Source organism: Mesorhizobium sp. IMUNJ 23033 (genome assembly GCF_044778005.1).
Taxonomy (GTDB): Bacteria; Pseudomonadota; Alphaproteobacteria; order Rhizobiales; family Rhizobiaceae; genus Mesorhizobium; species Mesorhizobium amorphae_A.
Map to the genome: position 1 here is coordinate 1 of NZ_JBJACT010000027.1, position 12,345 is coordinate 12,345.

The 12,345-nt window shown below is 65.0% G+C and carries 8 protein-coding genes; all 8 read left to right on the forward strand.

Features of this window, described 5'->3' with window-relative positions:
* Window positions 1-3,692 (forward strand): alpha-2-macroglobulin family protein (locus ACFX5Q_RS25025; RefSeq protein ID WP_404282358.1); only part of this gene is annotated, 3,692 nt, incomplete at its 5' end.
* A gap of 213 nt (window positions 3,693-3,905) precedes the next feature.
* On the forward strand, window positions 3,906-5,996 hold the full coding sequence (pbpC, locus tag ACFX5Q_RS25030) for a penicillin-binding protein 1C (RefSeq protein ID WP_404282360.1): 2,091 nt from the start codon (window positions 3,906-3,908) through the stop codon (window positions 5,994-5,996).
* 18 nt (window positions 5,997-6,014) lie between these two features.
* Window positions 6,015-6,737, forward strand: a complete 723-nt coding sequence (locus ACFX5Q_RS25035; RefSeq protein ID WP_404282361.1) for a M15 family metallopeptidase — start codon at window positions 6,015-6,017, stop codon at window positions 6,735-6,737.
* 231 nt (window positions 6,738-6,968) lie between these two features.
* Window positions 6,969-7,997 (forward strand): sulfate ABC transporter substrate-binding protein, encoded by a 1,029-nt coding sequence (locus ACFX5Q_RS25040; RefSeq protein ID WP_192180775.1) that lies wholly within the window; start codon window positions 6,969-6,971, stop codon window positions 7,995-7,997.
* 74 nt (window positions 7,998-8,071) lie between these two features.
* Window positions 8,072-8,923, forward strand: coding sequence for a sulfate ABC transporter permease subunit CysT (gene cysT / locus ACFX5Q_RS25045; RefSeq protein ID WP_404282363.1), 852 nt, complete (start codon window positions 8,072-8,074; stop codon window positions 8,921-8,923).
* Window positions 8,916-9,800 carry a sulfate ABC transporter permease subunit CysW gene (gene cysW / locus ACFX5Q_RS25050; RefSeq protein ID WP_404282365.1) on the forward strand — a complete coding sequence of 295 codons (885 nt, stop codon included), beginning with the start codon at window positions 8,916-8,918 and terminating at the stop codon, window positions 9,798-9,800. The genes cysT and cysW overlap by 8 nt, the downstream gene beginning before the upstream one ends.
* Window positions 9,801-9,813: 13 nt before the next feature.
* Complete coding sequence (locus tag ACFX5Q_RS25055) at window positions 9,814-10,854, forward strand: sulfate/molybdate ABC transporter ATP-binding protein (protein ID WP_404282367.1); 1,041 nt, start codon at window positions 9,814-9,816, stop codon at window positions 10,852-10,854.
* A gap of 212 nt (window positions 10,855-11,066) precedes the next feature.
* Window positions 11,067-12,053 carry a sulfate ABC transporter substrate-binding protein gene (locus ACFX5Q_RS25060; protein WP_404282368.1) on the forward strand — a complete coding sequence of 329 codons (987 nt, stop codon included), beginning with the start codon at window positions 11,067-11,069 and terminating at the stop codon, window positions 12,051-12,053.
* Window positions 12,054-12,345 lie beyond the last annotated feature (292 nt).

Below are 12,345 nucleotides of genomic sequence, written 5' to 3' on the forward strand. Positions count from 1 at the left end.
CGCTCGACCTCTATGCCTGGACCGAGCGCGGCATCTACCGCGCCGGCGAGGATGTCCATGTCGCGGCGCTCGCCCGCGACGGCGCCGCCAAGGCGGTCGAGAACCTGCCGCTGACCTTCATCTTCACGCGCCCCGATGGCGTCGAGAACCGCCGTATCGTCAGCGACGGCGCATCGGCCGGCGGCCATGCCGTCGACCTGCCGCTCGAACCCAACGCCATGCGCGGCACCTGGACCGTGTCTATCTACACCGATCCCAAGCAGGCGGCGGTCGCCAGCCAGATGTTCCTGGTCGAGGATTTCGTGCCGGATCGCATCGAGTTCGACCTCTCCGCCGACAAGAAGGAGATTGCGCAGGGTGAGACCGCCAACGTGACCGTCGACGGCCGCTTCCTCTATGGTGCGCCGGCAGCGGGCCTGGCGCTCGAAGGCGAGTTGACGCTGTCGACCGCCCGCGACTGGGACCGCTTCAAGGGCTATTCCTTCGGTCTCGCCGACGAGCAGTCGGCCGAACCCTCGGTGACCCCGCTCACCGGCCTGCCCGTGGTCGGCGAAGGCGGCAAGGCGATCTTCCCGGTCTCCGTCGACCAATTGCCCTCGACCACCAAGCTGGTCGATGCCAAGGTCACGGTCAGGATGCGCGAAACCGGCGGCCGCGCCGTCGAGCGCTCGCTCGAGATCGGCATCCGCCCGCAAGGCCACATGATCGGCATCCGGCCGGATTTCGACAATGACGAGGTGCCGCAAGGCGGTACGGCCAAATTCAGCCTGATCGCCGTCGATCCCGACGGCAAGCGCGAAGCGCTGAAGGACGCGTTGTGGTCGCTGGTCAAGGTCGAGCGCAATTACCAATGGTACCGCTCCAACAATTCCTGGAACTATGAGCCGGTGACCTTCACCAAGTCGGTGGCCAACGGCCAGGTCGACCTCAGCGCCGATGGCGAAGCGACCGTGTCGCTGCCGGTCGACTGGGGCCGCTACCGGCTGCAGGTCGAAACTGCCGATCCCGAGGGACCGGCGACCAGCTATGAGTTCGATGGCGGCTGGTATGTCTCCTCCACCACCACCGAAACACCCGACGGCCTCGAGATCGCTCTCGACAAGGACACTTATGCAGCAGGCGAAGTGGCCAGGCTCAATATCTCACCGCACTTTGCCGGCGAACTGCTGGTTACCATCGGCGCCGACAAACTGCTGAAGACCGTCACCGCCACGGTGCCGGTCGGCGGCAGCACCGTCGACATCCCGGTCGGCGACGACTGGGGCGCCGGCGCCTACATCACCGCGACGCTGTTCAGGCCGGGCGATGCGCAGGAAACGCGCCTGCCGGCGCGCGCTATCGGCGTCAAATGGCTGAACGTCGATCCGGGCTCGAAGAAGCTCGCGGTCACCCTGACGCCGCCCGACAAGACGATGCCGCGCCAGCAGCTGTCGATCCCGGTCTCCGTCGCCGGTGTGCAACCCGGCAGCAATGCCTATGTCATGGTCGCCGCCGTCGATGTCGGCATCCTCAACCTCACCAACTACAAGGCGCCGGACCCGGAGAACTGGTTCTTCGGCCAGCGCATGCTCGGGCTTGAGATCCGCGACCTCTATGGCCGCCTGATTGACGGTTCGCTCGGCACTACCGGCAAGTTGCGCACCGGCGGCGACGGCTCCAACCTGCAGGCGCAAGGCAGACCGCCGACCGAAAAGCTGGTCGCCTTCTTCTCCGGCGTGGTCCAGCTCGATGCCGACGGCAAGGCCAGGGTCGACTTCGACATTCCGCAGTTCAACGGCACCGTGCGCGTCATGGCCGTCGCCTGGACCAAGGAAGCGGTCGGCCATGCCCAGTCCGACGTCATCGTGCGTGATCCGATCGTGATCACCGCCGGCCTGCCGCGCTTCCTGGCGCCCGGCGATACCGCCGTCATGCGGCTCGACATTGCCGACACCGACGGTCCGGCCGGCGACTATGCCCTGTCGATCGACACGACAGGCGATCTGTCGACCGGCGACAAACCGTTGCCCCAGATGCTGACGCTCGCCCAGGGCAAGCGCCAGACGCTGACCGTGCCGCTGATCGCCAAGACCGCCGGCAATGCTTCACTGACCATCAAGCTCGCCCATGCCGACGGCACCAAGGTTGAGCAGACGCTCTACGTCCCGGTGCGGCCACCGCAACTGCCGGTCACCACCCGCCTGGTGGTCGACCTCAAGCCCAATGTCGGGGCGCTGCGCGTCGACAAGGAACTGCTGGCGGCAAGCCTGCTCGACGGCGCTTCCGTCAGCGTCGGTGTTTCGCAGGCGGCAGCCTTCGACGTGCCGTCGCTGCTGATGACGCTCGACCGCTACCCCTACGGCTGCGCCGAGCAGACGACCAGCCGCGCCCTGCCGCTGCTTTACGTCAACGAGCTGGCATCCGGCGTCGGCATGGCCAGCGACCCGGACCTGCATAACCGCGTCCAGGAGGCCATCTACAAGGTGCTGAGCTACCAGGCCTCGGCCGGCAGCTTCGGCCTGTGGGGGCCGGGCTCCGGCGATCTCTGGCTGGACGCCTATGTCAGCGACTTCCTGACCCGGGCGCGCGAGCAGAAATACGACGTGCCTGCACTGGCGATGAGCCAGGCGCTGAACAATCTGCAGAACTCGCTCGGCTACGACCAGGACGTCCAGGGTCGCGGCAGCGAGATCGCCTACGCGCTCTATGTCCTTGCCCGCAACAAGAAGGCTTCGGTCGGCGACCTGCGTTACTACGCCGACACGCAGCTCGAGGCCTTCACCAGCCCGATGGCCGTCGCCCAGTTGGCGGCGAGCCTGGCGCTCTATGGCGATACGCAGCGCTCGGAAGCCACGTTCCAGGCGGCGTTCCGGCTGGCCCAGTCGGCCACCGACTACGACTACTACCGCTCGGACTACGGTTCGCCGTTGCGTGACGGCGCGGCGATGCTGGCGCTTGCCGCGGAATCGAAGCCGGTGCCGACCATCGTGCCGGCACTGACCAGGCTGGTGGCGAGGAAGCGCGCCGACGCCCGCTGGACGAGCACGCAGGACGAGTCCTGGATGCTGCTGGCGGCGCGGGCGTTGAAGGAGGGCAACGACTCGATCACGCTCTCGATCAATGGCGCGCCGCACGCCGGCGGCTATTCCGACCAGCTCAGCGGCAGCGACATAGCCGACAGCCCGCTCACCATCGCCAACACCGGCAAGACGCCGCTGCAGGCCGTCGTCACCACGGTGGCCTCGCCGGTCGAGCCGCTGCCGGCCGGCGGCGACGGCTTCACCATCGAGCGCACCTACTACAAGCTCGACGGCACCGAAGCCAACGTCACCGAGGTCCAGCAGAACGAACGCTATGTGGTCGTGCTCAAGGTTTACGAGCAGAACAAGTGGCCGTCGCGCCTCTTGATCACCGATCTGTTGCCGGCCGGCTTCGAGATCGACAATCCCGGTCTGGTCTCCAGCGCACAATTGTCGAACTTCTCCTGGCTGGCGCAGACCGATGCCGCCCATCTCGAATTCCGCGACGACCGTTTCGTTGCGGCGTTCAACCCGAATGACAGTGACGGCGACCGCAGCATCGCACTGGCCTATGTCGTGCGCGCGGTGACGCCCGGCACCTACGCCCATCCGGCAGCGACGGTGGAGGACATGTACCGCCCGCAATATTCGGCCCGCACCGCCACCGGCATGATGGAGGTCAAGGCGCCGTAAGGCTAAGATGGCGAACAGGAACATCGCGATGGCGCAGCCCCTCATTGCCCTGCTGGGCATTTCTCCCCGTATAGAGACGGGGAGAAAGAAGCCTGCGCCAAAGCTTTCGCCAATCTCGAACGCTGCGGAAAAGGTGCCGAACGCAGCAACAGCTCCCTTCTCCCCGTCACTATACGGGGAGAAGGTGCCTGCAGGCGGATGAGGGGCGGCGCCATGCCCTCCAGGAAAATCCTGCGCCGATCGGCTATCGCGGCGACCTCGCTCGCCGGCCTCCTCGCTGTTTCCGCAATCGCCCTCTGGCATCTCGACCGCGCCTTTCCGCCGCCGCTGGCCGAAAAACTCACGGTCTCGACCGAAGTGCAGGACCGCGACGGCCAGTTGCTGCGCGCCTTCGCCACGCCCGACGGCTACTGGCGGCTCGAGACCCGCCTCGACCAGGTCGACAAGCAGTTCGTCGACATGCTGGTTGCCTATGAGGACAAGCGCTTCTGGGACCATGACGGCGTCGACGTGCTGGCGCTGGCCCGCGCCGCCGGGCAGTTCGTGACCAATGGCCATATCGTCTCCGGCGGCTCGACGCTGTCGATGCAGCTTGCCCGGCTGATCGAGCCGCGCGACAGCCGCAGCCTCGGCTCCAAGATCAAGCAGATGCTGCGCGCCATGCAGATCGAGCGGCGGCTCTCCAAGCGCGAGATCCTGGAGCGCTACCTGACGCTGGCGCCCTATGGCGGCAATCTGGAAGGCGTGCGCGCCGCCTCGCTCGCCTATTTCGGCAAGGAGCCAAAGCGGCTCACCGTCTCGGAAGCCGCCCTGCTCGTTGCTCTGCCCCAATTGCCGGAAAGGCGCCGGCCCGACCGCAACCTCGGCATTGCGCACGCCGCCCGCGACCGCGTGCTGACCCGCATGGTTTCATCAGGCCTGCTCGGCGAACGCGAGGCCGCCCGCGCCGCGCTCGACGATGTTTCGGGCCTGCGCCGCAAATTGCCGGCGCTCGCTGCCCATGCCGCCTATGCCATGTTGCCCAAGGCCGTGCCCGGCAAGCCGCTGCAGCTGACGATCCGCAAAAGCGTCCAGCAAGGACTGGAGCAGGTGGCCAAGGAGGCGGCCGCCAAGCTCGGTCCGCGTCTGTCGGTGGCCATGGTGATGGCCGACTCCCGCACCGGCGACATCCTCGGCGAGGTCGGTTCGGCCGATTTCTTCGATGCCAGCCGGTCCGGCTGGATCGACATGACCAGGATCGTCCGCTCGCCGGGTTCGACGCTGAAGCCTTTCATCTACGGCCTCGCCTTCGAGCAGGGGCTGGTGGCGCAGGAAACCATCATCGAGGATAGCCCGGCCGACTTCTCCGGTTATAGGCCGAAGAATTTCGACATGGGCTACCAGGGCGACGTCAGCATCCGCCAGGCGCTGCAGCTGTCGCTCAATGTGCCGGCGATCCGCGTGCTCGACGCGGTCGGCCCGGCGCGGCTGACGGCGCGCTTCCGCCAGGCCGGCGTCAGCCCGGTGCTGCCGGTCAACGAGGCGCCGGGCCTGGCGATCGGCCTCGGCGGCGTCGGCGTGACGCTGCGCGACCTTGTCCAGCTCTATACGGGGCTCGCTAATGGCGGCAAGGCGCACACGCTGCATGACGGCACCGAGCCGGCAAATGCCGAACGCTCCACCGCCACCATCCTCGATGACCAGGCGAATTGGCAGATCACCGACATATTGTCGGGTGTAAAACCGCCCGAAGGCGCCTCCCAGCGCGGCATCGCCTACAAGACCGGCACCTCCTATGGCTACCGCGATGCCTGGTCGGTCGGCTTTGACGGCCGCTACGTGCTGGGTGTCTGGGTCGGCCGCGCCGATGCCGGCGCCGTGCCGGGCCTCTCCGGCTATGTCTCGGCGGCGCCGATCCTGTTCGATGGCTTCGTCCGCTCCGGGCTCGCCACCGTGCCGCTGCCGGGGCGGCCGACCGGTGTGTTCAGCCCCAGGCGCGAGGACCTGCCGGTGACCTTGGCGCGCTTCGGCGCCGTCACCGAGGGGCTGGCGCAGGCAGCACCCACCGAACCCGCGCCGACGATCATCTTTCCACCCGACGGCGCCCGCGTCGATCTCGGCGCGAACTCGGCCGATGCCTCGCCGCTGGTGCTGAAACTGCAAGGCGGCCGTGCGCCGTTCCGCTGGCTGGCCAACGGCAAGCCACTGACCGGCATCGACCGCCGCCGCACAGCGACCTGGCTACCAGACGGCGCCGGCTATTCGACGCTCACCGTGATCGACGCCGCCGGACGCGCGGCCAGCGTGAAGGTGTTCGTCGAGTGAAAGTGCTCGTTGAATAGAATGCGCCAAACGATTCAGCGCATTGGGCTTTGCGCCCTGCTGCCCCTCGCCTGCACCCTTCCCGCCTCCGCCGATCCCCTCCCGGCCGACTTCGTCCGCCTTGCCGATGTCGATCCCTCGATCCGCCAGGACATCCGCTATGCCGGCCTCGAAAATTTCCTGCATCGCAAGGCCAATGGCTATGACGCCCCGGTCTGCATCCTTACCCGGCGGGCGGCGGCGGCTCTATCCAGCGTGCAGAACGCGCTTGCCGCCGAGGGCCTGACGCTGGTCGTCTTCGACTGTTACCGGCCGGCGCGCGCCGTCACCGATATGAGTGAATGGACAAGAAAGGGCGGACCGCCCGACCCGCAATGGTATCCGGCGGTCAAGCGGAACGACCTCATAGCCAAGGGCTACATCGGCGAACTGTCCACCCATTCGCGTGGCTCGACCGTCGACGTCGCCATCGCCCATGCCGATCGCGAGAGCGCGCTGAAGCCCGCCTGCGGCGCGCCCGATGCCGACACGCTCGATTTCGGGACCGGCTTCGACTGCTTCGATCCGACGAGCGAAACCACCCACCGCCCGCTTGCCGGCGACGCTGCGGCAAACCGCAAAAGGCTGGTCGAGGCCATGCGTGCTGGCGGCTTCAAGAACTATGGCCGCGAATGGTGGCACTTCACGCTGGCAGACGAACCGTTTCCCAAACAGCGTTTCGACTTCCCCGTCAGGGCAGAATAGCTGGTCGCCGCGAAGGTGAACCTCCGGCCGGCTGGCCTTGCCTTAGGCGCGACCCGTTTCTAAATAGCGTCGAACCGACGCGGAATCGACACAGGCTAATATGAGGAAAATGTTTCCTCGGGAGGTCGATGCCCAGCGAAAAATTGCTTCAAGAGGGCAAAAAAGGCAACGTTGAATGCATCTAATTTCTATCAATTCGGTAGAGTTCGGCCATCATCAACGGAGGCGGAAATGACCAACCCTCATTTCAGGAAACTGCTCGGCGCACTGGTCGCCACATCTGTCCAGTTCGGCACGCTCGGTTTCGCGTTTGCCGACACAACCCTTCTCAACGTGTCCTATGACCCGACACGCGAGCTCTACAAGGCCTATGACGAGGCGTTCGCCGCCCATTGGAAGGCCGAGACCGGCGAGACCGTGACCATCCAGCAGTCGCATGGCGGATCGGGCGCCCAGGCCCGCGCCGTGATCGACGGCCTCGATGCCGACGTGGTGACGCTGGCGCTCGAAGGCGACATCAACGCCATCGTCTCGAAATCGCAGAAGATCAATCCGGACTGGCGCACGAAATTCGAGAACAATTCCGCCCCCTATACGTCGACCATCATATTCCTGGTCCGCAAGGGCAACCCGAAGGGCATCCATGACTGGAACGACCTGGTCAAGGAAGGCGTCCAGGTGATTACGCCGAACCCGAAAACCTCAGGCGGCGCACGCTGGAACTACCTCGCAGCCTGGGCCTATGCCAATGCCAATGATGGCGGCGACGAGGCCAAGACCAAGGAATTCGTCGGCAAGCTCTACTCCAATGTCCCGGTGCTCGACACCGGCGCGCGCGGCTCGACCGTGACCTTTGCGCAAAAAGGCCTCGGCGACGTGCTGATTGCCTGGGAGAACGAAGCCTATCTGGCGCTTGACGAATTCGGCGCCGACAATTTCGACATCGTCTATCCGCCGACCTCAATCCTGGCCGAGCCGCCGGTCGCGGTGGTGGACGCCAATGTCGACGCCAAGGGCACGCGCAAGGTCGCTGAGGCCTATCTGGGCTGGCTCTACTCCAAGGAAGGTCAAACGCTGATCGCCAAGAACCATTACCGTCCGGCAAAGCCCGATCTGGTGCCGGCGGAAGACCTCGCCAAACTGCCCGCGATCAAGCTCGTCACCATCGACGATCCGCTTTTTGGCGGTTGGAAGAAGGCACAGCCTTACCATTTCGGCGACGGTGGTATATTCGACCAGATCTACAAGCCGGCCCAGTGAGGCGCGGCGGTCGCAAGGCCGCGATATCACTGACGGCAATCTGGTCTGAATAAGAAGGGACGAACCAGACTTCCATGACCACAGCACCCGCTCAGGCGGGGTGGCGGTTCAGACAGCCGAGTGTCATTCCGGGTTTCGGATTGACGCTCGGCTTCTCGCTTGCCTACCTCACGCTCATCATCCTCATCCCCCTCTCGGGGCTGGTCTGGCGCTCGGCAGCACTTGGCTGGACCGATTTCTGGGCGATCGTTGCCGACCGCCGCACCATCAACGCGCTCGAAATCAGTTTCGGCACCGCCTTCGCCGCCGCCGCCGTCAACGTCGTCTTCGGCACGCTCGTCGCCTGGGTGCTGGTGCGCTACCGCTTTCCCGGCCGCCGCATCGTCGATGCCATGGTCGACCTGCCCTTCGCGCTGCCCACCGCCGTGGCTGGCATCGCGCTCACCACGCTCTACGCGCCCAATGGCTGGATCGGCAAATTGCTGATGCCGCTCGGCATCAAGGTCGCCTACACGCCGCTCGGCATTGTTATTGCGCTGGTCTTCATCGGCCTGCCCTTCGTCGTGCGCACGGTGCAGCCGATCATGGAGGAGATCGACAAGGAGGTGGAGGAGGCAGCCGCCACGCTCGGCGCCAGCCGCTTCCAGATCATCACCCGCATCCTGTTTCCCGGCTTGGCGCCGGCGATCGTCACCGGCTTCTCGCTGGCCTTCGCGCGTGGCGTCGGCGAATACGGCTCCGTCATCTTCATCGCCGGCAATCTGCCGTTCAAGTCGGAGATCGCACCGCTTTTGATCGTCATCCGGCTGGAGGAGTACAACTACCCGGCGGCGACCGCGATCGCCGCGATCATGCTGGCGCTGTCGTTCCTGATGCTGCTCGTCGTCAATCTGGTGCAGTCGTGGAGCCGCAAACGCTATGGCTGACCCCGAGATCAAATCCTACGAGCCGCTTCACGAAAGCCAGTCGGCGGCGGTGACCGAAAGCCGGCCCGTGCGGGCGGTGCTGATGGCAGTGGCCTTCGCCTTCCTCGGCGTCTTCCTGGTCCTGCCGCTGATCGTCGTCTTCAACGAAGCCCTGGCAAAGGGCGTCGGCGCCTACACCGAGGCGCTGGCCAGCCCCGACACGCGCTCGGCGATCCGCCTGACGCTGCTGGTGGCGGCGATCTCGGTGCCGCTCAACATCGTCTTCGGCATCTCGGCCGCCTGGGCGATCGCCAAGTTCGAGTTCAAGGGCAAGGCCTTCCTGACCACGCTCATCGACCTGCCCTTCTCGGTCTCGCCGGTCATTTCCGGCCTGGTCTATGTGCTGCTGTTCGGCGCTCAAGGGTTGCTCGGCGCCTGGTTGAAGGCACATGGCATCGTCATTCTGTTTGCCGTGCCCGGCATCGTGCTCGCCACCGTCTTCGTCACCTTCCCCTTCGTCGCGCGCGAGTTGATCCCACTGATGCAGGAACAGGGCAATGGCGACGAGGAGGCAGCACTTTCGCTTGGCGCCAATGGCTGGCAGACCTTCTGGTACGTGACGCTGCCCAACGTCAAATGGGGATTGCTCTACGGCGTGCTGCTGTGCAATGCCCGCGCCATGGGTGAGTTCGGCGCGGTGTCGGTGGTGTCTGGACATATACGCGGCCTGACCAACACCATGCCGCTGCATGTCGAAATCCTCTACAACGAGTACAATGCCGTCGGCGCCTTTGCCGTCGCTTCGCTGCTTGCCGGCCTTGCGCTGGTCACGCTGGTCTTGAAAACACTTCTCGAGATGCGCTACGGCGCCGAGATCGCCGCGACGCGCGGACACTGAAAAGGGACGGTTGATGGAAGTTCGCGTTGCCAACGTACGCAAGGAGTTTGACCGTTTTCCGGCCCTCCACGACGTATCGCTCGACATCAAGTCCGGCGAACTGATCGCGTTGCTCGGGCCGTCCGGTTCCGGCAAGACCACCCTGCTCCGGCTGATTGCCGGGCTGGAGCGGCCGACCAAGGGGGCGATCTTCTTCGGCGACGAGGACGCTTCGCAAAAGTCGATCCAGGAGCGCAATGTCGGCTTCGTCTTCCAGCACTATGCGCTGTTCCGGCATATGACGGTCGCCGACAATATCGGCTTCGGCCTGAAAGTCCGGCACGGGCCGTCGCGCCCGCCGACACAGGAGATCCGCCGCCGCGCGTCAGAACTTCTCGACCTCGTCCAGTTGTCGGGGCTGGAAAAGCGCTATCCGGCGCAGCTTTCAGGCGGCCAGCGCCAGCGCGTGGCTCTCGCCCGCGCCATGGCGATCGAACCCAAGGTCCTGTTGCTCGACGAGCCGTTCGGCGCGCTCGATGCCCAGGTGCGCCGGGAACTGCGCCGCTGGCTGCGCGATATCCATGACGCCACCGGCCACACCACGGTGTTCGTCACCCACGACCAGGAAGAGGCGCTGGAGCTTGCCGACCGTGTGGTGGTGATGAGCCAGGGCCGCATCGAGCAGGTCGGCACCGCCGACGAGATCTACGACACGCCGAACTCGCCCTTCGTTTATGGCTTTATCGGCGAATCCAGCTCGCTTCCCGTCAAGGTCGACAATGGCGATATCTGGCTCGCCGACCGTCCGATCGGGCTGTCGGCGCCGCATGCGGATTCCGGCGAAGCGATGCTGTACTTCCGTCCGCACGATGTCGAACTGCTCGACGGCTGCAGCGGTTGCATTGCCGGCACCGTCGCCGCCAGCCGCCGCGTCGCCGGCACCAGGCGGGTGGAACTGGAAATCGGCGGCGAGCGCCAGCGGGTCGAGATCGAACTGCCCGTCGATCATCCGGCGGCGCAGAAGAGCCGCGTCGCATTCCGTCCCAGGCGCTGGAAGCTCTTTCCGGCTGCTTAGGCCAGCTTGGAAATTTCCTGATGTAAGCCTAAAGCCGCCAGTTGTGGCGGCATGGGCGGTTTGACTCTGCTTGAAAGAAAATCCTATCAAGCGGCTGTTTCAGCGGTATTTTTTCCGGCAGCGGCGTCATAGCCTCGATCGCGTCTCTCGTCTCGCCGGACCCTGTCAGGCTATGTTTGCGCCCTCGCGATATTCTCAAGGAGCCTGTTTTCATGAAGCGATTTTTGCTTGGCGCCGCAGCGCTTGCCGCCCTCGTTCTCACATCCTCCCAGGCCTGGTCGGCCGACAGACTGCTGAATGCCTCCTACGACGTCGGCCGCGAACTGTTCGTCGAAGTCAACAAGGCCTTCATCGCCGGGCATCCGGGCGTGAGCATCGACCAGTCGCATGCCGGCACCTCCGCCCAGGCGCGCGCCATCGCCGAAGGGCTGGAGGCTGATGTGATCACTTTCAACCAGGTCATCGATGTCGATTTCCTGGTCAAGAAGGATCTCGTCTCCGCCGACTGGCAGAAAGATTTCCCCGACAACGCCTCGCCCTTCTATTCGCTGCCGTCCTTCCTCGTGCGCGCCGGCAACCCCAAGCACATCAAGGACTGGAACGATCTCGTGCGCGACGACGTCCAGGTGATCTTCCCCAATCCGAAGACGTCGGGCAATGCGCGCTACACCTATCTCGCCGCCACCGCCTACGCCAAGGAGGCTTTCAAGGGCGACGACGCCAAGGTGAAGGAGTTCGTCACCAAGCTGTTCAGCAACGTGCCGATCTTCGACACCGGCGGCCGCGCCGCCACCACCACCTTCGTGCAGCGCGAGATCGGCGACGTGCTGATCACCTTCGAGTCTGAAACGCGCGGCATCCGCAAGGAATATGGCGACGACAAATTCGAGCAGGTCACGCCTTCGGTCAGCCTGCTGGCGGAGTTCCCGGTGGCCATCGTCGACAAGGTCGCCGACGAGCACGGCACGCGCGATCTCGCCAAGTCCTATCTCGACTTCCTCTATACGCCCGAAGGACAGGACATCGCCGCCCGCAACGGCCTGCGAGCCCGCGACGCGGCGGTCGCCGCCAAATACAAGGCCGAATTCCCCGATGTCCGCCTGCTGACGGTGGACGATGTCTTCGGCGGCTGGGCCAAGGTGCAGGCCGAGCACTTTGCCGCCGGCGGCCTGCTCGACCAGGTCTACGGCGCCCGCTAGAGCAATTCCAGGAAAAGTGCGTAGCGGTTTTCCGTTCGGAATTGCGGAAAACCAAAGAGTTAGAGCGGGTCAGCGTTTCTGAACCGCTCTAGACCGTAGCCTCATGGACTGGGCAAGACGGCCGGCTTTGCCGGCTGTCTTCGTTTCATGCGCCGGCAATCCGTCTCCGACGAAATCTCGGCGTCATCTGTGAAGAACGTTACAAAGAATCTCGCGTTTGTGCCTAACCTGCCGCCGGGCGGATTGTTTCGCGAAACGGCCTTGCGCGGCCAGAACGTCATGATTTGCACAC